The sequence below is a fragment of the Litorimonas sp. genome (genome assembly GCA_029936425.1).
GTDB lineage: Bacteria > Pseudomonadota > Alphaproteobacteria > Caulobacterales > Maricaulaceae > Litorimonas.
Window position 1 is genome coordinate 57,251 of the sequence record JAPYSU010000004.1, and the last position, 25,176, is coordinate 82,426.

At 51.1% G+C, this 25,176-nt stretch carries 26 protein-coding genes, 1 other RNA gene and 1 pseudogene; 16 read left to right on the forward strand and 12 right to left on the reverse strand.

Annotation, left to right across the window (positions count from 1 at the left end; translation table 11 throughout):
- Window position 1: 1 nt before the first annotated feature.
- The 6 genes from ACN0IC_RS05060 to ACN0IC_RS05085 all read right to left on the reverse strand — a co-directional run bounded on the left by ACN0IC_RS05060 (window position 2) and on the right by ACN0IC_RS05085 (window position 5,361).
- A complete protein-coding gene (locus tag ACN0IC_RS05060) occupies window positions 2-2,353 on the reverse strand; it encodes an ATP-dependent helicase (protein WP_416877683.1) in 2,352 nt (783 codons plus the stop codon).
- An 81-nt stretch (window positions 2,354-2,434) separates the two neighbouring features.
- The gene (locus tag ACN0IC_RS05065; protein WP_416877684.1) at window positions 2,435-2,824 is read right to left on the reverse strand and encodes an acyl-CoA thioesterase; all 390 of its coding nucleotides are present in this window, start codon (window positions 2,822-2,824) and stop codon (window positions 2,435-2,437) included.
- Window positions 2,825-2,860: 36 nt separating this feature from the next.
- Window positions 2,861-3,085 carry a ribbon-helix-helix domain-containing protein gene (locus tag ACN0IC_RS05070; protein WP_416877685.1) on the reverse strand — a complete coding sequence of 75 codons (225 nt, stop codon included), beginning with the start codon at window positions 3,083-3,085 and terminating at the stop codon, window positions 2,861-2,863.
- Entirely contained in the window at window positions 3,075-3,281 is a 207-nt protein-coding gene (locus ACN0IC_RS05075) for a DUF4169 family protein (RefSeq protein ID WP_416877686.1), read from the reverse strand. Before ACN0IC_RS05075 ends, ACN0IC_RS05070 begins: the two co-directional genes overlap by 11 nt.
- Window position 3,282: 1 nt before the next feature.
- Complete coding sequence (gene fumC / locus ACN0IC_RS05080; RefSeq protein ID WP_416877687.1) at window positions 3,283-4,674, reverse strand: class II fumarate hydratase; 1,392 nt, start codon at window positions 4,672-4,674, stop codon at window positions 3,283-3,285.
- Window positions 4,675-4,785: 111 nt separating this feature from the next.
- Entirely contained in the window at window positions 4,786-5,361 is a 576-nt protein-coding gene (locus ACN0IC_RS05085; RefSeq protein ID WP_416877688.1) for an SspB family protein, read from the reverse strand.
- 110 nt (window positions 5,362-5,471) lie between these two features.
- On the opposite strand from ACN0IC_RS05085, the gene ACN0IC_RS05090 reads away from it, so the two are divergent.
- Window positions 5,472-6,860 (forward strand): cytochrome P450, encoded by a 1,389-nt coding sequence (locus tag ACN0IC_RS05090; protein ID WP_416877689.1) that lies wholly within the window; start codon window positions 5,472-5,474, stop codon window positions 6,858-6,860.
- 19 nt (window positions 6,861-6,879) lie between these two features.
- Here the strand turns inward: ACN0IC_RS05090 and ssrA are convergent.
- Both ssrA and ACN0IC_RS05100 read right to left on the reverse strand, forming a co-directional pair.
- Window positions 6,880-7,239, reverse strand: a transfer-messenger RNA (tmRNA) gene (gene ssrA, locus ACN0IC_RS05095).
- A gap of 62 nt (window positions 7,240-7,301) precedes the next feature.
- Window positions 7,302-7,619: a DUF2853 family protein gene (locus ACN0IC_RS05100; protein ID WP_416877690.1), complete on the reverse strand. Its 318-nt coding sequence runs from the start codon at window positions 7,617-7,619 to the stop codon at window positions 7,302-7,304.
- Between the two features lie 227 nt (window positions 7,620-7,846).
- Between ACN0IC_RS05100 and ACN0IC_RS05105 the strand changes: the two genes are divergently transcribed.
- The 3 genes from ACN0IC_RS05105 to ACN0IC_RS05115 are packed head-to-tail and all read left to right on the forward strand — an operon-like array spanning window position 7,847 to window position 11,175.
- Window positions 7,847-8,908, forward strand: coding sequence for a M20/M25/M40 family metallo-hydrolase (locus ACN0IC_RS05105; protein WP_416877691.1), 1,062 nt, complete (start codon window positions 7,847-7,849; stop codon window positions 8,906-8,908).
- A complete protein-coding gene (locus ACN0IC_RS05110) occupies window positions 8,905-10,047 on the forward strand; it encodes a hypothetical protein (RefSeq protein ID WP_416877692.1) in 1,143 nt (380 codons plus the stop codon). Before ACN0IC_RS05105 ends, ACN0IC_RS05110 begins: the two co-directional genes overlap by 4 nt.
- Before the next feature lie 3 nt (window positions 10,048-10,050).
- Window positions 10,051-11,175: a M14-type cytosolic carboxypeptidase gene (locus tag ACN0IC_RS05115; protein ID WP_416877693.1), complete on the forward strand. Its 1,125-nt coding sequence runs from the start codon at window positions 10,051-10,053 to the stop codon at window positions 11,173-11,175.
- A 37-nt stretch (window positions 11,176-11,212) separates the two neighbouring features.
- Here ACN0IC_RS05115 and ACN0IC_RS05120 read toward each other — a convergent pair whose 3' ends face one another.
- Window positions 11,213-11,536 (reverse strand): TM2 domain-containing protein, encoded by a 324-nt coding sequence (locus ACN0IC_RS05120; protein ID WP_416877694.1) that lies wholly within the window; start codon window positions 11,534-11,536, stop codon window positions 11,213-11,215.
- A gap of 140 nt (window positions 11,537-11,676) precedes the next feature.
- Between ACN0IC_RS05120 and ACN0IC_RS05125 the strand changes: the two genes are divergently transcribed.
- The 5 genes and pseudogenes from ACN0IC_RS05125 to ACN0IC_RS05145 all read left to right on the forward strand — a co-directional run bounded on the left by ACN0IC_RS05125 (window position 11,677) and on the right by ACN0IC_RS05145 (window position 16,390).
- A complete protein-coding gene (locus ACN0IC_RS05125) occupies window positions 11,677-12,486 on the forward strand; it encodes a thymidylate synthase (RefSeq protein ID WP_416877850.1) in 810 nt (269 codons plus the stop codon).
- Window positions 12,487-12,494: 8 nt separating this feature from the next.
- Entirely contained in the window at window positions 12,495-12,935 is a 441-nt protein-coding gene (locus tag ACN0IC_RS05130; protein WP_416877695.1) for a hypothetical protein, read from the forward strand.
- A gap of 11 nt (window positions 12,936-12,946) precedes the next feature.
- Window positions 12,947-13,162 (forward strand): annotated as a pseudogene (locus tag ACN0IC_RS05135) (thymidylate synthase); the annotation flags it as partial.
- 133 nt (window positions 13,163-13,295) lie between these two features.
- A complete protein-coding gene (locus ACN0IC_RS05140; RefSeq protein ID WP_416877696.1) occupies window positions 13,296-14,870 on the forward strand; it encodes a hypothetical protein in 1,575 nt (524 codons plus the stop codon).
- 140 nt (window positions 14,871-15,010) lie between these two features.
- Window positions 15,011-16,390, forward strand: coding sequence for an amidohydrolase (locus ACN0IC_RS05145; RefSeq protein ID WP_416877697.1), 1,380 nt, complete (start codon window positions 15,011-15,013; stop codon window positions 16,388-16,390).
- A 3-nt stretch (window positions 16,391-16,393) separates the two neighbouring features.
- Here the strand turns inward: ACN0IC_RS05145 and ACN0IC_RS05150 are convergent, their stop codons facing one another.
- A complete protein-coding gene (locus tag ACN0IC_RS05150; protein WP_416877698.1) occupies window positions 16,394-17,005 on the reverse strand; it encodes a VUT family protein in 612 nt (203 codons plus the stop codon).
- 60 nt (window positions 17,006-17,065) lie between these two features.
- Between ACN0IC_RS05150 and ACN0IC_RS05155 the strand changes: the two genes are divergently transcribed.
- From ACN0IC_RS05155 to ACN0IC_RS05175, 5 genes are all read left to right on the forward strand, one after another.
- Window positions 17,066-17,605: a dihydrofolate reductase gene (locus tag ACN0IC_RS05155; RefSeq protein WP_416877699.1), complete on the forward strand. Its 540-nt coding sequence runs from the start codon at window positions 17,066-17,068 to the stop codon at window positions 17,603-17,605.
- Between the two features lie 58 nt (window positions 17,606-17,663).
- Entirely contained in the window at window positions 17,664-18,803 is a 1,140-nt protein-coding gene (hflK, locus tag ACN0IC_RS05160; RefSeq protein WP_416877700.1) for an FtsH protease activity modulator HflK, read from the forward strand.
- Window positions 18,803-19,705 (forward strand): protease modulator HflC, encoded by a 903-nt coding sequence (gene hflC / locus ACN0IC_RS05165; RefSeq protein ID WP_416877701.1) that lies wholly within the window; start codon window positions 18,803-18,805, stop codon window positions 19,703-19,705. The genes hflK and hflC overlap by 1 nt, the downstream gene beginning before the upstream one ends.
- Window positions 19,706-19,723: 18 nt before the next feature.
- Window positions 19,724-19,930 (forward strand): DUF2065 domain-containing protein, encoded by a 207-nt coding sequence (locus ACN0IC_RS05170; protein ID WP_416877702.1) that lies wholly within the window; start codon window positions 19,724-19,726, stop codon window positions 19,928-19,930.
- A 78-nt stretch (window positions 19,931-20,008) separates the two neighbouring features.
- Complete coding sequence (locus ACN0IC_RS05175) at window positions 20,009-21,418, forward strand: Do family serine endopeptidase (protein ID WP_416877703.1); 1,410 nt, start codon at window positions 20,009-20,011, stop codon at window positions 21,416-21,418.
- On the opposite strand, the gene serB is transcribed toward ACN0IC_RS05175, so the two are convergent.
- Window positions 21,415-22,299 carry a phosphoserine phosphatase SerB gene (gene serB / locus ACN0IC_RS05180; protein WP_416877704.1) on the reverse strand — a complete coding sequence of 295 codons (885 nt, stop codon included), beginning with the start codon at window positions 22,297-22,299 and terminating at the stop codon, window positions 21,415-21,417. The two genes, ACN0IC_RS05175 and serB, sit on opposite strands and share 4 nt — an antisense overlap.
- A 15-nt stretch (window positions 22,300-22,314) precedes the next feature.
- Between serB and miaA the strand changes: the two genes are divergently transcribed.
- Both miaA and ACN0IC_RS05190 read left to right on the forward strand, forming a co-directional pair.
- On the forward strand, window positions 22,315-23,253 hold the full coding sequence (gene miaA / locus ACN0IC_RS05185) for a tRNA (adenosine(37)-N6)-dimethylallyltransferase MiaA (RefSeq protein ID WP_416877705.1): 939 nt from the start codon (window positions 22,315-22,317) through the stop codon (window positions 23,251-23,253).
- Window positions 23,250-23,912, forward strand: coding sequence for a TVP38/TMEM64 family protein (locus ACN0IC_RS05190; RefSeq protein WP_416877706.1), 663 nt, complete (start codon window positions 23,250-23,252; stop codon window positions 23,910-23,912). The genes miaA and ACN0IC_RS05190 overlap by 4 nt, the downstream gene beginning before the upstream one ends.
- Here the strand turns inward: ACN0IC_RS05190 and ACN0IC_RS05195 are convergent.
- Window positions 23,909-25,105, reverse strand: coding sequence for a serine hydrolase domain-containing protein (locus ACN0IC_RS05195; protein ID WP_416877707.1), 1,197 nt, complete (start codon window positions 25,103-25,105; stop codon window positions 23,909-23,911). The two genes, ACN0IC_RS05190 and ACN0IC_RS05195, sit on opposite strands and share 4 nt — an antisense overlap.
- Window positions 25,106-25,176: the final 71 nt, after the last annotated feature.

The window sequence follows — 25,176 nt, forward strand, 5'->3', positions numbered from 1 at the left end:
CCTATGCCCGTTCTACAAATCCGTCCAAAACCTTCTTTTTCCCCGCTTTCTCGAAGGCTACCATGAGTTTATTACCGTCAGCAGAGGCAATACGTCCATAGCCAAATTTCTGATGGAAGATTCTGTCGCCGACTTTGAAGGCGCTTGTCGCTTTTTTGGCCGGACGTCGGATGGCATGGCCTTCGATTTCTTTTGGCGCGCGGCCAAAATCTTTATTCCGGTTCGCCTGATAGCGCTGCCAACCGGGTGAGTCGCGATTGCTCTGGGCGCGCTCAAAGCTTGACGAAAAGTCGCTCGCAATCTGTCGGGCCATAGCGCTCCCATGCTGTTGGCTCTGCTCACTCTCGGCTTCGACATGTTGAACCGGAAGCTCGTCGATAAAGCGTGACGGCACACTGGATTGCCAGGACCCGTAAACTTGCCGGTTGGCGGCAAAGTAGATTTTGGCCTTTTCCCGCGCCCGCGTAATCCCGACATAGGCGAGGCGGCGTTCTTCTTCGAGACCCGCGAGACCATTTTCGTCCATACTCTTTTGGCTCGGAAAGACGCCTTCTTCCCACCCCGGAAGAAAGACGAGCGGAAATTCCAGTCCTTTGGCGGAATGGAGGGTCATCAAGGAGATTTCATCTTCCTGCGGGCCGCGATCCACATCCAGAACAAGGCTGACATGTTCCAGATAGGCGTCAAGCGTTTCAAACTCGCCCATGGCCTGGATCAATTCTTTCAGATTTTCCAAGCGTCCGGCGGATTTCGCGTCCTTGCTGTCGCGCCACATCTGGGTATATCCGCTTTCATCCAGAATCTTTTCCGCCATTTCGGTATGGCGAATGTCTCTGGCTTCCCGCCGCCAGCGATCCACATCCAGAATAAAAGCGCGAAGGGCTGTGCGGGCTTTGCCTCTGATTTCATCTGTCTTGGTCAGTTCACGAGTAGCAGCTTCCAGACTTATGCCCATGGACCGGGCCGCGGTTTGTAGTTTTTGTATTGTTGTTGCGCCGATACCGCGTTTTGGGGTGTTGACGATGCGCTCAAAGGCCAGATCGTCCGTGTCGGATCTCAACACGCGCAAATAGGCATGTGCGTCACGGATTTCAGCTCGTTCAAAGAATCGCGGACCGCCAATGACGCGGTAGGGCAGGCCGAGCTGAATAAAGCGCTCTTCGAAGCTTCGCATTTGGCGTGAGGCGCGGACCAGAATAGCAACGTCATTATAAGGGCGGTTTTGGGATCGCCAGTTTTCAATCTCGCCGGAAATGATGCGGGCTTCGGCTGGAGCGTCCCAGACGCCTGTCACACTGACTTTGTGTCCGCCTTCATCTTCGGTCCAGAGAGTTTTGCCGAGGCGGTCCTGATTGGACGCGATAAGGCCGGACGCCGCGCCGAGGATATGCTCTGTCGAGCGGTAATTTCGCTCCAGCTTGACCACTTTGGCGCCGGGGAAGTCTTTTTCAAAGCGAAGGATATTGTCGACCTCGGCTCCGCGCCACCCATAGATGGACTGATCGTCATCGCCGACCACACAAATGTTCTGCGAGCCTTGAGCCAAAAGGCGAAGCCAGAGATATTGGCAGACATTGGTGTCCTGATACTCGTCCACCAGAAGATAGCGGAATTTCTGATGATATTTTTTCAGAATGTCCGGATTTTCCGTGAATAAGGTCAGATTGTGCAGGAGCAAATCGCCAAAATCACAGGCGTTTAAAACCTTGAGGCGGTCTTGATAAACCTTATAGAGTTTGGCGCCTTTGCCGTCGGCAAATTTATAACTCTCCTTGGAGCTGACCTTTTCGGGAGTCAGTCCCTTATTCTTCCAACTATCAATCAAAGCGACCAGGTATCGCGCGGTCCACCGTTTTTCATCAATGTCGGCAGCTTTGATAACCTGCTTCAACAGGCGTATCTGATCATCCGTATCCAAAATGGTGAAGCCGGATTTCAGACCGACCAGTTCGGCGTGAATACGCAGGATCTTGGCGGCAATGGAGTGAAAGGTTCCGAGCCAGGGAAGGCCTTCGACCTGCTCTCCGAGTAACTTCCCAACGCGGTGGCGCATCTCCCGCGCAGCTTTATTGGTAAAGGTCACGGACAATATCTGGCTGGGATAGGCGCGGCCTGTCGTCAGGATATGCGCGAGGCGACAGGTCAAAACCCGCGTTTTCCCGGTTCCGGCGCCCGCAAGCACGAGCAGCGGACCATCCAAGGCCAAGACCGCTTCTTTTTGTTCGGGATTTAATCCGTCGAGATAATCTGCCTTTTCCGACTTTCCAAATTGGCGCACAGGCATGGCCTGTTCTGAGATAGAGCGTCCAGAAGGCCTCGGCGGCGCGGGTTGAAAGGAATCATTGGCAGACATGACGAGAACATAGGAACAACAAATCGCTTTGGCTATGGGCGAACTGTCTCGATGTCAGGGCAACGCACAGAAGGGCGGTTTTTAGCTCCGCGGCGATTTTGACTTGCGCTTATACTTTCCGTGGCGGACGGGGCGGCCCTCGTCATCGACGTTCACGAACACGATTTCATCAATAGAGACAATTTCCTGTTGAGTGGATTTTATACGCACATGACAGCAGACCGTTATTGTCGAGTGTCCGACACTCACCGTTTCAGCGCCAATTTCGATGACGTCACCTTGCCGGGCCGGAGCAAGAAAATTGAGCTCAGACATGGATTTTGTTACTAGCGTCTGGGTTTCCATCTGGCAGGCGGCATAAACACCGCACTCTTCATCAATCCATTCCAGAAGACGTCCGCCGAAAAGCGTGTTGCGGGAGTTAAGGTCCCCCGGTTTGACAACTTTTCGAGTGCGGTAAATCAGAGCCATTATCAGACATTCCTTAATTCACGGCATTTATGCAAGTCATTGCTCAGTCATAACCGATTTTAAAACCCAAACGCGTAAATAAGAGGCGAGATTTTGATTGGGCGTCTCTTCCAGTCGCTTATCATCCAGTTCCCGGATGAAACGGGCAAAGCTTTGCCCGCTATTTTCAATATGAGCGTCAATAACTGCCCAGAATTCCTCCTCAAGGGCGAGGGAGGTCTGATGCCCGTAAAGCGAAACAGAGCGCTTTTTAAGACTCATCCTTATCCTTTTTACCGGATTTTTCGATTTTATGCGCGTCGAGCTTGGACTGGAGTTTTTCTGTCAATTTCGCCTTGAGCGTTTTTTGCTCTTTCTTCTGGCCATGTCGTGCCCGATTTTCTGCCGCTTGTTTTTCCTTTTTGGAACGCTTTACAGCTTTGGCGGCCTTACCGAATTTTATGACATTGTCGGACATATCAACGCGGCTTGATCATCAGCTCGGGACGGACGACTTTGTCAAACTCTTCCTCCGTGACGAAACCGAGATTGACGGCTTCCTCGCGCAAGGTCGTGCCGTTTTTATGCGCTGTCTTGGCGACTTTCGTGGCGTTATCATAACCGATCGTTGGGGCAAGGGCCGTGACAAGCATGAGAGAGCGGCCCAGTAGATCCTCAATCCGATCTTCATTCGCTTGAATGCCGACCACACATTTATCTGCGAAACTGACAGAGGCATCGGAAAGAAGCTGAATGGATTGTAGCATGTTGTAAGCCATAACCGGCTTATAGACATTCAGTTCGAAATGCCCTTGAGAGCCGGCAATGCTCATGGTCGTCTGGTTGCCCATGACTTGCGTACAAACCATAGTCAGGGCTTCGCACTGCGTCGGGTTGACTTTGCCGGGCATGATGGAAGAGCCGGGCTCATTTTCAGGAAGAGAGAGCTCGCCAAGACCTGAACGCGGGCCGGAGCCAAGGAAACGGATATCATTGGCAATTTTGAATAATGAGGCCGCGACAGTGTTCAATGCCCCATGGGCCGAAACAAAGGCGTCATGCGCGGCCAAAGCTTCGAATTTGTTTTCAGCCGTTTTGAAAGGGAGCTTTGTGTAAGTCGCCACTTCTTCGGCAAAAGCTTTGGCAAAGCCGGGTTTTGCGTTGAGACCAGTCCCGACGGCCGTTCCGCCTTGGGCCAGAGGATAGAGTTCTTTAAGCCCGTTTTCGACACGCTTTATACCCAGATCAATTTGGGCCACATAGCCGGAAAATTCCTGTCCCAGCGTGATCGGCGTCGCGTCTTGGGTGTGAGTTCGGCCAATTTTGATGATGTCTTTAAACTCATTGGCTTTGTCATTCAGCGCATTGCGCAGCTGTTGCAGAGCGGGGAGAAGCTTGTGGTGAATTTCCTCAGCGGCGGCGATGTGCATGGCTGTGGGGAAGGTATCATTCGAAGACTGGCTGCGGTTAACATGATCATTCGGATGAACCGGATCCTTGGAGCCAATTTCGCCGCCTAGAATTTCAATGGCGCGGTTTGAAATAACTTCATTGGCGTTCATATTGGACTGAGTGCCCGAGCCTGTCTGCCAGACGGAGAGAGGAAAGTTGTCATTCAGCTTGCCTTCCGCCACATCAGAGGCCGCTTCGACGATGGCCTTGGCGCGCTTTTCATCCAAATTATCCAGAGACTTATTGGCAAGAGCGGCCGAGCGTTTGATGACGCCGAGCGCGCGAATAATGGCCGGCGCCATAGTTTCAATTCCGATGGGAAAATTGATGAGCGAGCGGGCAGTCTGCGCGCCGTAATATTTGTCAGAAGGTACTTTCAGGGGGCCGAAACTGTCCGTTTCAGTTCTCATATCAGTCATTTGTTGCCTCAAATATCTATTGGGTCTCTGTGCTTGGGGTCAATCCAAGCTCGCCCAGTGACAGCTCTCATAATTGTAAGGGGACCCTGGCTCAAGGCTGGGAAAGGGAAATTATTTCTTACGGAAAGCATCCAGACTTACGACATTGGCTTCTTCGCCGTCCTTGTCGGATCCCTCGGTTTGTTTATCGGATTTGTCTGATTTTTTCTTGGTTTTGGTATCCGGCGTCTCTTTCTGAGCCGCATCAGCTTTGGTGGATTTATCTGCGCCGTCGCCATCCGGCACGGACCGTAACTTGCCAACCGTATTCGCGGCAGGGTCAAGTTCAGCCGGTGGATCAAATTGAAGGGCAAATCCCACACTCGGGTCGTGAAACCGCGAAATGGCGTGATATGGCACTTTCAGATATTTCGGAATTCCACCAAATTTCAAGGTGACTTCGAACTCATCTGCATAAGCATTCAGATCCCAGAATTGATGTTCTAGAACAATCGTGATTTCTTCAGGATATTTTTTCGCAAGGCTGTCATCAATTTCAACGCCTGGGAAACGGGTTAGAAATGTGATATAAAAATGATGGGCTCCGGGAAGACCGTCTTCACGGATGACACGTCGAATCGCGTCCCGTACCACACCCCGAAGGGCGAGTTGGGTCATCTGATCATAATTCATCAGGTCTTGGCTCATGATTATACCCTAAACCCCTGCCAATAAATATCAACTGACGTTTCACCGCAGGGTGAAAATTTCTTATTTCTTTACAGTCACCGGAGGACCTGTTGAAACGTAAGTAGAATATGGCCAAATCCAAATCCGATATTTCCGCCCGGTATGATGAACAGGGACGCTTTATCCCGCCCCATGCCAAACCGCTGACGGGGCAGGAGGGCTTTATTAAAGCCACGTGGAAGTTTTTGCGAAATCCGATCGAGGGTTTCGGTCCGATGGCCTATAATCAACCGATTGTAAGTGTTCCGAATTTCGGAAAAAAACTCCATGTTATTTCCGACCCGGAAGGCATGATGGCCGTTCTGGCCAAGGAGTCAGACAAATTCACGAAAACGGCAATCGATGCGCGTATTTTAGGACCCGCAACGAAAGAAGGCTTGCTCTCCGTTCATGGAGAGCAGTGGAAGCGGCAACGCAAAAGCGTCGCGCCTTTGTTCCGTCAACGCCATATGCAAGATCTGGCACCTCTCATAACCGAAGTGCTGAATGATTTCTGTGCAAAAATTGATCAAAACCCGGAGCTCGAGCTAAACGCCGCCATGTCGGAGCTGACATTTGATGTCTTGGCCAAGGCTTTGCTCGGTGATCCGCAAGGGCTGGATAAAGACCGCCTGAAATACACAACGCGAAATTTGATCCTGAGTGTTGGCACGTTGAGACCTGACGATCTTCTGCCCTGGCCGCGATGGGTTCCCCGGCCCATTGCGCCAAAAGGATCGCGTGCCATCAAAAAGCTCAAACAAGCGGCTGACAAGCTCTTGAAGGATAGAGCCGATACGCCTGTCAAAGATGATCTGGTCAGTCTCTTGCTCTCGGCAGAAGACCCTAAAACCGGAGAGGGTCTCTCAGCTCGCGAGCGGCGGGATAATCTGATTGGCTTTTTTATTGCAGGTCACGAAACCACAGCGTTAACCTTAACTTGGGCGTTGTATCTGGTGGGTAAGCATGAAGAGACAGCCAAGCGCATCCGCGAGGAAGTCCAGTCTGTTTGCGGAAAAGACTCTGTTCGGCACGGCGATATTTCCGCCTTGCCCTTCACCCAAGCCGTGATTGACGAAACGATGCGGCTTTATCCTCCAGCACCCATGCTCAACCGCGAATGCCACGAAGAGACTGAAATCCACGGCCGCAAGATTGAGGTCGGTGATACGTTCTTGTTGTGTAACTATGTCATGCACCGAACGGAACGCCTTTGGGAACATCCAAATCTGTTCGACCCTGACCGTTTCCTTCGTGAACCTGCTCTGAAATCGAAAGGCTCTGCCTTCATGCCATTTGGCGCCGGGCCGAGAATTTGCGTCGGCGCGGCCTTCGCAACGATGGAAGCCGTCATGGCTCTTGCAACGTTCGTACGCGATTATGACATAGAAATACCGGAAAGCTGCTATCCGCGTCCGCTCATGACCGTAACCTTGAGGCCTGAAGGCGGAGTACCCGCACGTTTGGTGAAGCGATAGACAATAGCAATGAAAGAAAAGTGGGAGGTTTCTGTTGCCAGCTACCTCCCGAAGCCCGCCTAACCGTCTGAAGGGCTAGGAGTTAAAGTCGGAATGTCCGAACTGCTTACGCAGCTAGGGCAAATTCCTCAGAATAATTGTCATTAGCAATTATAATAAATAGGCATTTAACGGTACCCATACGGAAGAAAGCTAACCCTTTTGAACGTCTGTCGATCCTATTTCGGCCCCATCAAAAGCCTTCACAGGGATGAAGGTTTATGGTGGAGCCGCCGGGTACCGCCCCCGGGTCCAGTCCGTCTATTATGAGCGCGTTTATCCTCATAGTCGGCAAGCCGACAGACATAATATAGGGATGAAAGGTGAAAGTTCCAATATCTATTCTGAAATAAAAAAACCGCGCCCAAAGCGCGGCATATCCGTCGGTAGGGTTTTGCTGCTTTACAGGCCGCCTAATTTCCCGGCGCTTTTCGCCAAAAGATAGAGGAATGTGACCCGCGACTTTTGATTGTCGCCTTTCATCATATCGCAGACCGCATCGATTGCCTGGCTGGCGGGGCCGGCCTCCAGGCCGAGTTTCTTTTTCGCAAAACCGTCACGCACGCGATTTTTCTCTGTTTCGTCGGAACAGGAGACAAGGGAGGAGTCTCTGTTTTGGAGAGCAATCCCACAATAATTGACTATTTTTTGGACATGGGCTTCGTCCGCACCTGCGTCATATCGCTTCACATCCTCTATGTAATCTGCTGCTTTGGCCATTGTGTCGTCCTCCGTGGTTGATGATATTTATGGTAAATGAACTGTTAAAGTCCGTGCAAGCGTAAATTTTTGTCACTTTTGTTACGCTTGACGAAGGACTTTTATTGCGTTCGCGGAATTAGGCTTTCATAAGCGGAAGGGGGCGCTGATTTCGGGGAAGGATATTAGTCATTCCAAATCACGAGCAAAAAAGTCTGGAAAGCACGCTTTCGATTCTGACAGAGTTGGTGGGTTTTGATACCCGAAACGGAACAGGGGACGAACCGGCCTGCGTTAATTGGCTCGCGGAAACGCTAGGCGCTTTTCACCCGGATAAACTCGTAAATCAAAAAGTCCCCAGAAAACACGGCAAGCCCGACAGTGCGTTCGTCCTCGCTGTCTGGGGCGAGCCGAAACTGGTGTTAAATGTTCACATTGATACAGTTCCCAGCGGTCAGGGCTGGCTCGCCGATCCGCTAATTTTACGAAAAAAAGCGGACCGGGTCATAGGCTTGGGGGCCTGCGATATTAAAGGCGCTGCGGCTTGTATACTTTCTGCCCTGCTGCGAGTTAAACCGCGCAATGTCGCTATTCTGCTTTCTGGTGATGAAGAGCAAGGCAGTGAAATTATGCCGGAAGTTATCAAAGCGGGGCATCTGAAAGGAATTGAAGCGGCTATTGTATGTGAACCCACAGGATGTCAGGTCGGCAAACGTCATCGCGGCATGCTCGCATTAAAGGCAGAGTTTTCAGGGCCGGGCGGGCATAGCTCTCTGGCCGATAATATAGAAGCGCCTCTCTTAAAAGCGGCCCGACTTGCCGATGCGATAGGGCAATACGGCGAAAACCATCTGGATTTTGGCACGCCGCCCTATCAGGGGCTTTGCACCAATATTGGCGGCGTGAATTCTGATGGCGCATATAACGTCATCCCGACATCTGCGAGCTTGCAATTTTCCATGCGGCCGCCGCCGGGTGATGATGTCAGTAGGCGAGAGACAGATCTGCATGACATTGCGGCTCAGCAGGGAGCAGATTGTCAAACTCTGGTCGCTTTCGAGCCATTCGCGACAAAAGACATAGAGGCTTTCAAATTTCTTTTCGCCTCTCATGATTTTGTCGATTTGCCCTATTGGACAGAGGCGGCCATGGTGTCTGAAGCTGGCATGAATGCGGTCGTGTTCGGCCCGGGCCATATCGAGCAGGCGCATCAGCCAGAGGAATGGGTGAGCTACGCACAATTGGAAAAAGCCACCGCGCTTTACGAAACGGCTCTGGCGACAGGATTGGGAACAGGGATGTCGAAATGAGCCGTCTTAGCGTCAGGGAAACCGTTCTTTCCAGCCTGTCGGCAATCGGGGCCAACCGCGAAGCGCAATTCTATGCGGAACTGTTTTCCCAGCAGGAGCCTGAGAAATTTGCACTCATCGTCATTGACCCGCGTTGTTTGAAAAACCCGCTACTCGAAACTTTGGTCAGTAATGTAAAGTTACTTTTCAATCTCGGTCTGACGCCTATTTTATTGGTAGGGGCGCTGGACGAAGACAGGACGACTGTGAAGTTTCAGTCCCAGCGCGTGGCCAAAGAGTTGGAGCAGTCGGCGGTCAGGACATCCAAACTCAATACAGCGACTTACGCTCTCATTCCTGAAATCAAATTCAAAGCGCAATCGGGATTGATCCCGATACTTGAAATGACCGAAAGACGCGGGGATATGAACCTCGTCCGTTTGGTCAATGAGATAAATCCGAACAAGGTGATTTTCCTGCAACCGTCAGGCGGTCTGGCACGGCAAGGTGAACGTATCCGCAATCTCAGCATGGCGGATGTCGCCAATCTGATTGAGACCGGACAAAATTTAACGCCCGGACAGCAGCGTTTTTTGAATTTTGTTCAAGATTTGGATGAGGCCGAGCCAGGACAGCGCGCTTACATTATAGCTTCCCCGCTAAATCTCTTGCCGGAGCTTTTCACGACGAAAGGCTCTGGAACCCTGATTAAGCGAAAAGCCGAGATTATAATCAACCATAACTACGATGGGCTTGATACACATCAATTGGCGCAATCCATAAATACCGCCTTTGGAAAAACCCTACGGCCGGACTTTTTCGAGACGCCTGTTTCTGCCGTTTTCGTAGAAGTCAATTACAAAGGCGGCGCCATTTTCACAGAGCAGGACGGACTGACCTATTTATCAAAATTCTGGGTGGGGAAACAGGCGCAAGGAGAAGGGCTGGCCCGCGACATTTGGGAGGAGTTTACGCAAAATATTCCTGTATTTTACTGGCGTTCAAGGTTTAAAAACCCTTTCAATGACTGGTATATGAAAAATTGTGATGGAATGCAGAAGAAGAATGACTGGCGTGTGTTCTGGAACGGTATTGAACCTGAAAGTGTTGCAAAAGCAGTCACCACGGCTCTGCAAGCGCCCCAAGATTTTACGGAATAATTTATGACCCTAATGATAAACAGTGCTTTTGACGGCGGAAATATTGTAGTCCACGAGGCAAAAGAGCCCGGCAATATTCGTCTGGCTATCCGCAAGGATAATGCGTCTGACTTTTATCAATGGTTCTATTACCGCCTGACGGGTGCCAAAGGGCAGGCTTGCCGGATGGTTTTGGAAAATACCAAAGACTCTGCCTTTCCCGATGGTTGGAAGGATTATAAAGCGTGCGCAAGTTATGACCGAAAAAACTGGTTTCGAGTTGAGGGCACAAAATACGAAAATGATAAACTCATCATAGAGCACACACCCGAGCAGGACAGCATCTACTACGCCTATTTCGCGCCTTACAGCGCCGAACGTCATCATGACCGGATCGCGCATTACACGGGCGATCACGGCGTCTCGCTTAAAGTTATTGGGCATTCTGTCGAGGGCCAAACGCTTGACTGTCTGGAAATGGGCGAAGGTGACACAACCATCTGGGTCATTGCGCGTCAGCACCCCGGTGAAACCATGGCCGAATGGTGGATGGACGGATTTATTTCTCGGTTGATTGAGGCCAATGACGAGGCAACAAAAACGCTTCTGAAAAAAGCCAAACTCTTTATCGTTCCGAACATGAATCCGGACGGAAGCACGCATGGTAACCTACGGACGAACGCGAAGGGCGCTAACCTAAACCGTGAATGGGGCGTTGCGACGAAAGAAAATTGTCCTGAAGTTCTGGCGACAATTGCCGCGATGGATAAGAACCCTCCGCGACTTTGCCTGGACGTGCATGGCGACGAAAACCTGCCTTATAACTTTATCGCCGGCGCAGAGGGCATTCCCGGCTATACGGAAAAGCAAGCCAAGAATCTCGAGGATTTCCTGAGCGCGTATAAAAAAGCCTCACCGGATTTTCAGACGGAAGTGGGTTACCCGACGTCCAAACCTGGGGACGCCAATCTTACCATGTGTACGAATTTCACGGCGCACCGTTATGATTGTCTGTCGATGACGCTTGAAATGCCGTTCAAGGACAATGCGAACCGTCCGGATAAAGCCGTAGGATGGTCACCCGAGCGTTGCGGCGAATTGGGCGCCTCCGCCGTCGAAGCGATGGCAGAGCTTGTGGATCAGCTTTAAACTAAGACAGTCCCGCCAGTTATTGGCGGGACAATTATTATGCGGGGTGAGCTCTCACGAACTCATAAATATCGCGGATCTTCATCATATTCACTTCGCGAGTGCGGTTGCCGATAAGAAAGCAATCTATGATGACCCAGAGGCCCAGTCCGCCCATCGTTAATAGCTTTAATATACCGGCCAGAATGTCGCCCACGAGAAAGCGATCAATGCCGAGAAAACCAAGCCAGACATTCCAGCCGAAATTCACGACAGGGTTTTGCGTTTCGTTCTGAACAATATCCATAAATTTGAAACGGTCTGCCTCTGACAAAGAAGCGGCCATGTCTATCAGCTCGCGGTCATACCTGTAACGATTCATTTCTCTCTCCCTTATCGTTTAACAATAAAGATATGGGGTGAATACGGGGCCAGCGCAAGAGCCGTATGTCGTTTTTTCAAAGATGTGGACAAGCGGTGCAGGGGTCTGCCCGAATCGCTCTGAATGTTTATAGTGAACGGATGCAGCAATATCTCGACCTTCTTTCGCACGTCATGGAAAACGGAACGGACCGTATGGACCGGACGGGGACGGGAACGCGCGGCGTGTTTGGCTATCAGATGCGGTTTGATCTGGCCGAGGGGTTTCCGATGGTGACAACCAAAAAGTTGCACAAGAAATCCATCGTGCATGAGCTCATCTGGTTTCTGGCGGGTGATACCAATATCAAATATCTGAAAGAGAATGGCGTTCGCATCTGGGACGAATGGGCGGATGAAAACGGAGACCTCGGGCCCGTTTACGGCAAACAATGGCGCCGCTGGGAAGGTCCTGAAGGCCGGGTCATCGACCAAGTCAAAAATGTTGTCGACGCGATAAAAAGCAACCCCAATTCACGCCGCCATATCGTCAGCGCCTGGAATCCGGCGGATGTGGACGAGATGGCTCTGCCGCCCTGTCACTGTCTCTTTCAGTTTTATGTTGCGCCGCAAGAAAACGGGAAAGCGAAACTAAGCTGTCAGCTCTATCAACGCAGCGCCGACATTTTTCTCGGCGTCCCGTTCAATATCGCCAGCTACGCCCTTCTGGTTTATATGATGGCGCAGGTCTGTGATCTGGACGTGGGCGATTTCGTCCATAGCTTTGGCGACGCCCATATCTATTCGAACCATTTTAAGCAGGTGAAAGAACAGCTTTCCCGCGCGCCGAAAGCGTTGCCAAGATTGAAGTTAAATCCTGACGTCACAGAAATTGACGGCTTTAGCTATGAAGACGTGAAGATACTCGGCTACGAAGCCCATCCGCATATTGCGGGAAAAGTCGCGGTTTGAAGTTAGAGTTGTCATCGGTTGATGCGAAGTCCTTAGAATTAGGCCATCGCTGGAAATTAATAACTAGATTGAAGATAGTTCAAATCGCGGATCGGCTAATTGAAAATAGTGATTCGGTTCCTTCAGCTGAAGTATGCGAACTTGCGAATTGTTTACATGACCACCAAGTAAAAAATCTGCTTTCACAGTTTTTCGATAACGTGGATAAATGGAAACCAGTTTGTAATTTATTGACAAAGTATATCAAATTATCTGAACTTAACTCGTCGGAGAATTTGGTGCTGTTTTACGCAATATCAAATTACGCGGATTGGGATGACCCGGAGCCTTGGCGCGAAATAAAAATTTTATGTCATGAACTCAGAGATGCCCGAGTTGGTGTTTATGGGGATGAAGTTGAAATAGCCACAGAAATTCATTCTATTCTGATGAGCGCAATTCAAAACTAGAATTATTTAAACTGAAAGCTGACGATTTCGTCCATAGCTTTGGCGACGCCCATATTTATTCGAACCATTTTAAGCAGGTGAAAGAACAGCTTTCCCGCGCGCCGAAAGCGTTGCCAAGATTGAAGTTAAATCCTGACGTCACAAAAATTGACGGCTTTAGCTATGAAGACGTGAAGATACTCGGCTACGAAGCCCACCCGCATATTGCGGGAAAAGTCGCGGTTTAAGATTTTTTTGCGTAAAGATCGACTGTTCAGGGAAAACTTACCTAAATTCGTTTCCGCTCTTACCTTCACTCTAATTTAGTGACAGATTTGTCTCGGGGGAAACCTACATCTATAAAAAATTTGGGAGAACGAAATGAGAATTAGAAACCTGTTAAGCGCTACAGCGATTATTGCTTTGGCAACTTCTGCGCCGGCTTTTGCGCAAGATGTTGATTTGACCAGTGAGTCCATTCGAATTCAAACGGATGATTGCGCTTTTAATGCCTGTGCGAATTTGAGTGACCTAAACGCCGAAGACGGCCTGGCAATGCTAAAGTCAATGGCTGCGAATCGTAGCGCGGCTCTAGCGGCCAAAGCTGAAAAAGCAGACATGAAAAACAACAAAGCGGCCAAGAAAAAGAATAATAAAGGTCGCGGACTGGCGATCGGCCAGCAAAATAACGACCCACAAGTTGTTTTTCTACAATTTGGCAGTGCTGACCCGACATTTTTTGCGTCTCAAGGCGGGCAACCCATCGCGGGCGGTGTTTTCCCAGACTATATATACACACAAGCAGATCGCGACTTTATTCAAGAAAGATTAGAGGCGGATTACGCGGAGTATAATTTCGAATTCACTCAGGTTCAGCCAAGCCTGGGGGACTTTTCGACTATTCGTATTGGCGATAATGATGCCAACCCGATTGATTTAGCGACCGGTATCTTATTTGGCCGCGCCGATAATATTGATTTCGGAAATGATGACCGAACCGATAGCGCGTTTGCGGATGCCAGTTTCTGGCAATTACTCGCCGAACTGGACGCCAATTTTGGAACCCAGAACCTGGCGAATTTCCTCGGATTGCCTGGACCGCTCACTTTGGAGGAAGTCGAAGAAGTTCGCCAAATTGCTGTCGTGAACCAGTCAGCCAATACGGCTGGCCATGAATTGGGACACATTCTCGGTTTACGTCATCACGACAGTTTTGGAGCCCCGGGCGATGGTTTGCCGGCGGCCCGCACGCCGGGTGAGTTCATTCCGCTCGGAGAAACAGATCAGAATGCGCTCGAGACTTTGACCCATGTCATGGCCTCAGGCGCCAGTGCCGGTTTGGCTTTGAATAGCCCTCCTTTTGTTGATCGTTTCTTTTCCGAACGCTCGGCGGTTAAACTGGCCATTAATGAGCGGACTCGTAAAATTGATGAGTCAGTGACCCAAAGGAATGGCGGAAAATTGACTTTGAACAAAGTCAAAGGCGCGAATCCTTTGTTGGACGGCGTAAATGCTGGCGGAAAACTTGATATTCGCGCCGCACTTGTAAGCGGCAGCATCACAGAGTTGGAAGAAGCGGATAGCTATTTCATTAGTGGAGATGCAGGGGATATCTTCAATTCGGAAATCATATCTTTCTCTGATGCGAATGTGGGGGACTTTGTGGTCACCAAGCTGACCCTAAAGCTCAAACAGTCAGATGGATCTTATGCTGAAGTGGCGTCCAATCAACGCACATTTGAAGGGTTTGAACCTCTGGTTTTTGACTTCACGCTTCCTGAAGACGGGGAGTACATGATTGAAGTGTCATCCCCAGATCTGGTACCTGTTGGACGCTTTGCTGATGGGACGCCTGCTTTTGCGTCTTTGGCTGCGAACGGATTGAATAGTTGGAGAACGGGCGATTACGAAATGCTCGCTTATGTCGTAGAAGGCAAACCCGGCGGCGGAAAATAATCACGCTCCGAAGCTAATTCTTGAAGCTGCCTCTCTGGGGCGGCTTTTTTTGTGCTCAAATAATTACGGACCTATTTGCAAACTGCCCTTGCCAAGCGATTGCCATTAGGCGACCTTTCTATTTCTTGGAGGATATGACAATGAAAACACTTCTTTGCAGCGCCGCGGCGCTTTTGACTTTGGCGGCGGCGCCCAGCACCTTTGCTCAGGATCTGACGACAACCGTTTCCGAGGACCATGATTACGTTCTCGACCTGTACAAGCATTTTCACCAGAACCCGGAACTTTCCTTGAAAGAAGAAAAGTCTGCCGCGCGTATGGCTGAAGAGCTGAAGTCCCTGGGGTTTGAGGTCACTGAAGGACTTGGTGACGAATGGGTGAAGCAAAAGGTGATGGAAGAAGTGGGAGAGGTTCTGCCAGGCGTGGGTGGTTACGGACTGGTTGCCGTCATGAAAAACGGGGAGGGGCCAACCGTCATGTTGCGGGCGGATATGGACGCTCTGCCTTTGCAGGAAAAGACAGGGGTGCCTTATACCTCAAATGTTGTTTCAACTGATTTTACGGGGAAAGAAGCTCCGGTCATGCATGCCTGCGCCCATGACAGCCATATGGCTATCTTGATCGGCGCGGCGCGGCAATTGGTCGAACATAAAGAGGATTGGTCGGGCACGCTTGTCCTCATTGGGCAGCCCGCCGAAGAAATCGGTTACGGCGCCTTGGCCATGCTGGAAGATGGCCTCATGGAGAAGTTCCCAAAACCGGATTATGTTCTGGCGACCCATACCTCCGGTTGGGACCCGGCCGGAAAAGTGACCTACACGTCCGGTTACGCGCTGGCCAATGTCGACTCGGTCGATATTAAAATCAAAGGCATCGGCGCTCACGGCTCGGCCCCTCATATGGGCAAAGATCCGATCGTTATCGGATCGCAAATCGTCAACGCCCTGCAAACCTTGGTGTCCCGCGAAGTCAATCCGTTGCAAGCGGGTGTTGTCACAGTGGGCTCTTTCCGCTCCGGATATAAACACAACATTATTCCCGATGAAGCAGAGCTATTGCTGACAGTCCGGTCTTACGACGACGACGTTCGTAAAACGCTGCTTGAAGGCATTGAACGCATAGCAATTGCGCAGGGGCGTTCCGCCGGATTGCCAGAGGATAAGTTGCCGGAAGTCATCATTAAGAGTGACTACACGCCGTCCACCTATAATGATCCGGAAATGACGGACCGCGTTATGAAAGCTGTCTCGGCGTCTATTGGCGAAGACAAAGTTGAAAGCCGTCCGCCAAGCATGGGCGGAGAGGACTTTTCCCGGTTCCACCGTCATGATGAAGACATCCCGACTCTTATTTTCTGGACAGGCGGTGCTGACCCAGAGGCTTTCGCTGCGGCTGTTGAGAACAAAACGCCGCTTCCTCCGGCCAATCATTCGCCTTTATTTGCGCCCATCCCCGGACCGTCCCTGAAACTGGGCGTTCAGTCCATGACGGCCGGAGCAATTGAGCTCTTTAAAGAGTAAGCCTCACGCGTTTCTTGTTGTTTGGCCACGCTCCATCCGCTGACGGATGAGCCACCAGATAACCACGGCGCCCACCATTTTGCCCCCGACACTCATTATGATGTTGGGGGCAGTTAATTGATCGGGCCTGAGAAAGCTTGCGCCGAAAAGAAACGTCGTTGTGTCAATCGGCGCCGCGAGGGCGGAGGAGAGCAAAACACGGGTGGAGAGCTTGTATTTTGTAAAAGTGAACAGGGCATAGTCCACCAGTTCTGATATCAGAAAAGCTGCCCCGCTTGCCAGAGCCAACGCGCCGCCGCTGGTGACATAGGTCAGGCCCAAAGCCAGAGCCATGGCAAACAAGACCTCATGCCCTATTTCTCTTTGCGAAAAGTCCCTCACTACCAGAACCAGGCCCGTCACGATGGTAACAGGATTAAAGGCCCACGCCGCCAACCCCGGTAAATTGACCATAGGCGCCCAGGTGAAGCTCCAATTGATGAAGGGAATCAGGAGAATGTAGAGAAGCGTATATTTGACCGAGAAAAGACTCGTCGTGGATTTGCGGCTCTCAGACTCTTCCGAAGCTGTCTCTAACGTAGCTGAGGCGGCCGAGCTTTTCTTTTCTTTCATCATGCAGCCCGATTTCCTTCGCTTTCGCTATACCTATTTCGCTCTATCGTGTATCGGCCTTCTATGTCCATTCCTCCCGAAATTCCAAGTCCTAAACTTTCCCTGATTGTGGCGCGGGCGCAGAACGGCGTTATCGGCCGTAATGGCGATTTGCCATGGTCATTACCAACAGACTTGAAATTCTTTAAATCCATCACTCTGGGTAAGCCGGTTTTGATGGGGCGCAAGACATGGGAAAGCCTCTCATTCCCGCTTCCGGGGCGGCCAAATCTTGTTCTCACGCGGGATGTAGGCTATGAAGCACCCCAGGCGGAAGTATTCTCAGATTTGAACGCTTTTGTCGCGCGGGGCTATGAACTCGCCGGATTAAACGGCGCCAGCGAAGTCATGGTGATTGGCGGGGCGCAGCTCTACCGAACGCTCATGCCCCACATAGACCGCCAATATATCACTCAGGTTTTCGCTGAACCTGAAGGGGATGCGTTTTTTGAGACGCCGGACACGGATAAATGGGTGTTAAGTGAAGAAAAAACGGGATTGAAGTCGTCCAGGGATGATTATGATTTCTCGGTCCAGATTTGGGACAGAGTTTCGCACGTATAGCCCTTGATAAGATAGCTTAAGACAGCCAAGTATATAAAAAGACTTTTCGGAGAGATTTGTGGCAGATGACAAGAACAACAGCCCTTGGGGAAAACCCAAAGGCTCCGGCGGTAAAGGCTCGGGCAAAGGTAACAACCCCTGGGGCGGGCAATCGGGTCGACCTGACCGGGATCGTCCCAAACCGGGTGAAGGGTCTGCGGATCTCGACAATGTCATTCAAGGCTTCAAATCGCGCGTAAAACGCGGCGGCTCTGGCGGCGGTCGCGGCGGATTTTCCGGTGGAGGCGGTAGCGGCGGAGACATAACGATCCCTAAATGGATATTTGTTGTCGCAGCTGTTGTGCTCTTATTGTTTACGTCAATTTTTACGGTGCAGGGTAACGAACGTGCTGTCGTGCTTCGCTTTGGCGATTACACCCGCACAGCCGGACCGGGGCTTCACTTCAAATTTCCGCCTCCCATTGAAACCAAAATTGTCCGTAACGTGACCTCGCAGCGCGAAACTCGTGTGGGTGTGAACTCCACGGCAGAAGCGCTTATGTTGACCGGTGATGAAAATATCGTCGACATCAACTTTACCGTTTTGTGGGTCATTAAAGACCTCGAATCCTATTTGTTTAAAGTTGATCAGCCGGATGACCTTGTAAAATCTGCGGCAGAAAGTGTTGTTCGGGAAGTCATCGGGAATAATGAGCTCGACCCTATCATCACGACAGGTCGTCAGGAGCTTCGCGGCGTTGTGACCGAACAATTGCAAACCCTTCTTGATGAGTATGAAGCCGGCGTTTTGGTTAATGATGTTCAGTTCCAAAAAACAGACCCGCCAGCGGAAGTCGAAGATGACTTTCTGGATGTTGTGAACGCTCAGCAAGAAGCTGAAACCGCCATTAACGAAGCCCGTGCTTATCGGAATACACAAGTTCTCGAAGCGGAAGGTAGTGCGGCCCGTCTCATTCAAGAAGCCGAAGGTTATCGTGACTCCGTTATTGCCAATGCTGAGGGTGAGGCAGAACGTTTTCGCCTGATCTATGGGGAATATGAAGCCGCCCCTCAAGTGACGCGGCAACGCATGTATTTAGAGACAATCGAAGACATTTACGGCGATGCTGATAAAATTATTCTCGACAATGAAGCCGGTAACGGCGTTGTCCCATATCTACCGCTGGACAAGCTCGGTAAGCCGGCAGGAGCAAACTAATGCAAAATGGTAAGCTAATTGGTATTGGTATAGCGCTGGTAATCCTCGTCATTATCTTGATGAGCAGCTTTTATACGGTTCGCGAAGACAAACAGGCTCTGGTTCTCCGCTTTGGGGATCCGGTTCGTTCTGAAAATGCCTATGGCGTGGAAGAGGATGCCGGACTTAAGTTCAAAATTCCTCTTATAGAAGAGGTTCGGCTCTATGACCGTAAAAACCTCGTGCTGGATCTAGATAGTGAGCCTATTCTGGCGTCAGACCAGGAAAGACTCGTCGTGGACGCCTTTATTCGTTACCGGATCACTGACGTGAGACAGTTTTACGAAGCCTTTAACACGCGCAATGTCGCGGAAATTCAGCTAAGTAATATTCTGGACTCACTTTCTCGGGACATATTAGGTAGTGTCGAAAGCTCCGAGATCATTTCAGGGCAACGTTTTGACCTGATGAACGCGATTGAAGATCGTGCCAATGCCCGCGCGACGGCAGGTCGTTTTGGTCTTAGAATTGAAGATGTCCGTATCAAACGCGCAGATTTGCCGCCGGAAAACGCCGCGCGGGTTTTTGAAAGAATGTCCGCCGATCGGCAGGAGCAATCCGCCGAGAAACGCGGTCAGGGCGAACGGGCCAAACGGACAATCAAAGCCGAAGCGGATAAGGACGTCGAAATTCTCTTGGCGAATGCACGTAAGCAGGCGGAAATCATCCGGGGTGAGGGCGATAAGGAACGAAACCGGATCTACGCCGAAGCGTATAATCTCGACCCTGAGTTTTTTGCCTTTTACCGGTCTATGGAAGCCTACAGAAAAGGACTTGGGCAGAAATCGACATATGTTCTATCACCTGACAGTGACTTCCTGGGTTATCTCGATGACCAGTCCGGGCCTCGAAATAATCGATAAATACTGGTTTGTCGGTAAATGAGTATTTCGGCCATATTGCTCATCGCCTTTGGCGGTGCGCTCGCCTTGGAGGGCGCTGTTTGGGCTATATTTCCAGGCGGTCTTCGCCGGGCTTATCAGGAATTTCTGGCACAGGCCGATGAACGCGATTTGCACATCACCGGAGCGATCTCCGTTTTTGTCGGCGTCTGCCTGCTTTTATTCGGGGTAAGCCTGCTTTCCTGACGCAATTGTTAGGATAATCGCTGTTTCTGCGGCCTTTCACCCCCTTGGCAAAACGCGCCGTACGTTTAATGTCAGGATATGTTTAAAACGCTTCTACTTTCCATTTGTCTTTGTTTTTCCTTCAGCCAAGCGGTGATTGCCGCTCCGGCCCCTGATGGCTTTACGGAGCTGACAAAACGGTTGAGCCCCTCTGTGGTTAATATCTCGACGGCTCAGACCATTCAGATTGAAACGGAGGAGGTTCCGGCCTTCCCGGAAGGCTCCCCTCTGGAGCGGTTCAATGACTTTTTCGGACGCGGAAATAATCGGGACGGCCGCGTTTCAAAGTCACTTGGCTCAGGCTTTGTTATCGATGCGGTCGGGCATATCGTCACCAATAATCACGTTATTCAGGACGCCGACCTTATCGAAGTCACATTTCCAAGCGGCGATACGTTTGAAGCGGAATTGATTGGCCGCGACCCCGCAACCGATATCGCTGTGCTTAAAATCGATACAGGCAAAGATCTTCCTTTCGTTCGATTCGGAGATTCCGACACCGCTGAAGTCGGGGAATGGGTTATCGCGATCGGTAACCCGTTTGGGTATTCAGGATCAGTCGCCGCCGGTATCATTTCGGCCCGTAACCGCGATATCTCTCACGGCAGCTACGATGATTTCATTCAAACGGATGTCGCCATCAACCAGGGCAATTCCGGCGGTCCGCTTTTTGATATGGACGGCGATGTTATCGGCGTGAATACCGCCATTTTGTCCCCGACCGGTTATAGCGTCGGAATCAGTTTCTCCGTTCCGTCTGAACTGGCGGAATCAGTCGTAAATCAGCTTATCGAATTCGGCGAGACGCGCCGCGGTTATCTCGGGGTAAGGCCGCAGGAGGTCAGCCCGACGCTCGCCCGATCCTATGGACTGGACGACACATTCGGCGCGCTTGTAACGTCCATTGTGAAAGATTCACCTGCGGAAAAAGCTGGTTTGGAAAAAGGCGACTTGATTACGGCTGTGGGCGGCCAGCGGCTGGAAAGCTCGCGCTTGCTCAGCCGCCGTATTGCCGAGGCCGAAATCGGAGAAGCCCTCGAAATTACCTATATCCGCAAGCGCCGGACGCGCACGGCCAATGTCACGATTGAAAGGCTTGAAGAGCAGGTCACCAAAGAGGAAAAAGAACGCCGTGCCGATGAGGAAAACAACGCCGAACGCTCTGTAAATGGAATCTATGTAGAGGCTTTAAGCGACGAGACGCGGGCTAAATATCGTATTGATGATCGCATTGAAGGCGTCCGGGTGTCCAAGGTCGATAGATATGCCGAGGCCAGCGGGAAAATACTGGTCGGCGATATAATCGAAGAAGTCGGATTTGAGGCCGTAGATTCCCCTAAAGCGTTTGAAGACGCCGTGGCGGCGGCTAAAGATTTTGAAGCGCCGGTGACGTTCTTGATAAACCGGGGCGGAAATTACATTTTTTACGCCCTGACGGTCACGTCCTAGCCGGCTTCGACAAATTCGCTGTCTGAATAGCCCTGGAAATAAAGGGCGGTTCTTAAATCTGTATGATTGATGGCGCAATGCGCCGCTGCGGCCACGGTAGGCTTTGCGTAATAGGCAATGCCCAGGCCGGACGCGGTGACCATGGCAAGGTCATTGGCGCCGTCTCCGATAGCCACAGCCGCCTCTGGCCCCCCCAAATTCTTCGAATAGTCTTTCAACCGTCCCAGCTTTGCCTCTCTTCCCAAAATAGGCGGTTGAACCTGACCTGTGAGCGCTTCGCCATCATCCATTAAAATATTGGCGTGGTGGTGTTCAAACCCGGCCGCTTTGGCGACCCGGCTTGAGAAGAAGGTAAAGCCGCCGGAGACGACGACCGTTTCCGCGCCATTGGCTTTCATCGTGGCGCATAATGTCTTTGCGCCCTCATTGAGGGTGATGCGGTCCTGGAAACAGGTTTGAAGATCAGAGAGGGGGAGGCCGTTTAAAAGCGCCACACGGTCTGTCAGAGCCCCTTCAAAGCCGATTTCGCCGCGCATGGCCCGTTCCGTAATGGCGCTGACCTTGTCCTTAAATCCCGCAAAGTCGGCTAGTTCGTCGATACATTCCTGTCCGATAAGCGTGGAATCCATGTCGCAGATCAGGAGTTTCTTTTTCCGTCCGATTTTTCCCTGAAGGCAATAATCTACTTCCGGATGGGCTCCTTTCAGGGTTTCATCGATCTCTTCTTTCGTCAGCCCGGCTCGGGCAAGCCCTTCAACCGCTTTCCCGTCAGACAGGATTGTCGTTTCCCTGAGTCCAAAGGCTTTAACCAAGCTTTCAATAGCAGAACCGTCTTTTTTCTTCAGGACAAGTGTCAGAATTTGGTCTATCGCGTTTGCCATAATGGGCATGCTCCAATGATATCGTCTCGGTCGATGAAACCTGTTCTGTGTATTGCAGGGCCAACCGCCAGCGGCAAGAGCGGCGCGGCTCTGGCGATTGCAAAATCTGTGAACGGTGAAATTATCAACGCCGATGCCCTGCAGGTGTATTCCGATATCCGCATATTGTCGGCGCGCCCAAGTGAGAGCGAAATAAGAACCGTTCCACATCACCTCTACGGCTATGTCAGCGGCGGGACGCATTACTCCGGAGGACATTGGGTGAGGGCAGCCATGCCCGTCATCCTGAATGTGCTCGCGCGGGGAAAAATTCCTATTCTGGTCGGGGGAACCGGGCTGTATTTCAAATCTCTTTTCGAGGGTTTGGCCTCTGTCCCCACGATTGACCCGGGCCTGATTCTCGAAATTGATAGCCTCATAGAAGGAGAGGGAATCAAATCGGTCTTGGCCGAAGCGAAAATTCTTGACCCCAAAGGCACGGCTCGTTTGCAGGGGGAAGATCCGCAGCGGCTGACCCGCCTGTTAAGCGTCGTAAAACAAACGGGACACCCGCTTCATGTTTGGCAGTCTCAGACACGTCCTGAAATTCCGGCGACTTTCGCTTTGCGATATGTATTGATGCCGCCTCGAGACAAATTATACGAGCGCATTAATTCCCGTTTTGAAAGCATGGTATCTGGCGGCGGAATGAAAGAGGCCCGTCAGGTTTTTGAAAAATACGGAGCTGACGGAACAGCGCCTATGTTAAAAGCCATTGGTCTCTCTCACCTTTTGCGGCATTTGAAAGGGGAGTTGACCTATGAGCGGTCAATAGAGCTGGCCAAGCGGGATACGCGCCGTTTTGCCAAACGGCAAATGACCTGGTTTCGTAACCAATGCGTTGACTGGAAGCATAAAGAAGAATTGAATATCAGTATGATAGAAAAAGATATTCAACTATGGGAAACGTCATGAGCCGTCGCCAGTCTCTGATATTTGCGATTATATTTTCTCTGGTGATCGTGGCGACCTTTGTCTTGGGCCGGTTCGTTTTCGATATCGATTTATCGATTTATGAGGGGAGACTGCAAAGCCTCAGAGGCTCTATCTGGGGCCTGCCCGTTGTGATTGGCATTTTCACAGTGGCCTCATTTTTCGGCCTTCCGCAATGGGCGCTTATCACTGTTTCTGTCGTAGCCTTCGGTCCGGCCATCGGCGCGGTCTATTCTTGGATGGCGACTCTCTTTTCGGCCATGATAAATTTCTGGCTTGCCGACCTGCTGGGTCGTGAGAGGCTCAGCCGCCTGACAGGGCCGCGTCTTGGCAATGTGTTGGACCGTATAAAACGTAATGGTTTGCTCTGGAGTTTTGTAGTTCGGTTGGTCCCGACAGGGCCGTTTATCCTCGTGAATATGGCTGCTGGCGTTTCATCGATTACAACGCGGTCTTTTTTAATCGGCACGGCCTTGGGGATTATTCCCAAAATTCTTGTCGTGGCGCTTTTGGCGAAAGGCGTGTTTGCCGGACTGGATGGCCGAATGATGTCGCTGGTCTTTATCTTGCTGGCAGTAGCCGCCATTGGGCTGACCTTCTGGCTGCAAAAACGTTTCGGCGTGCCGAAACCAAAAACTTAGCTTTTATCATCCAAATTTAGCCAGTCCTGCTTGGGCAGGCCATATAGCTGATCCATAAATTCGAATTGTAGGCCGGTAGGTTGATAATGGGGGCTGTTCCACATGACGGCTATGCCCGAGCGTATTTCCGGATCAAAAAGAATGAGAGAGCGGTAGCCTTCAACTCCGCCGCGATGGCCCACAACTTTGTGGCCTTTATAGTTGTAAACCCGGAATCCCATTCCGTAATGGGCGTTCGTCATTTGGCCAAAACGGCGATTGATATAGCTTTGCTCTCTGCGGGTGCGGATCAACGGTGTTTGCAAGGCTTTCTGGACATTTTCGAGCTCTGACGAGGCTCCGGGAAACTCGTCCTGCATCTGCGCCGTCATCCAGCGGGCCAGATCCTTGATTGAGGAGTTCACGCCTGCCGCAGCCGGGACGCGGTAATAGGTCGGTTGAACTTCATCAATGACTTGTCCTCTTCGTCCATGCGGCTTGGCCCAGGATTTGGACTGCAGAAGACCTTCATAGCTGACAGTCGCCGTGCTCATGCCGAAACGGTCAAAAACACCTGTTTTGACAACGGACTTGTAAGGTAGGCCGGTCAAAGTCTGCACAATTTCCGTCGCCGCATCATAAGCCACATTCTGATAAGTATGACAGGTGGCGGGGGCGCATTGATAAGGGAGCGACTCAAGCATCTGTCTTATTTCTTTTGCGCCGCGTCCGCCTTCGATTTTATCATCATAGGCATTTCTGACGATGCCGATTTGATGAGAGAGGAGATGGGTTATATCGACCTTTGTTTCTGATGGCGGAAGTTTCAAGGTCGGCGACAGGTCCATGGCAGGCGTGTCGAGTTTAAGCTTTCCTTCTCGCGCCATATTGACGAGAACATGCGCGGCGACGCCTTTGGAAACAGAGGCCCAGCGAAAGACGGTATCTGCACTGACGAGATCCCCTGAGCCTTTCACGGTTTCGCCATACCCTTTGGCAAAAGTAATCTTGCCGTTCTCAACTATCGCAACGGCCATGCCGGCCATTTCCAGCTTTGACATGATTTCCTGGGCTCTGAGGTCAAATTCCTTCGTCTCAATGGGCGGAGTCGTAGGAGCTTGCCCGCTCGCCTTCGTGTCGGGATTTGGAGTCGATGAGACGGGCGCTGAAAAGATAAGGGCAAAGAGGCCAAGAAGAACAAATCGAAATAACATTACACCTTGCGTAGAATGGTTTGCGCTATCCTGTCCAGAACAGGCTTCAGTATTTTAGCTCAAGATAAATT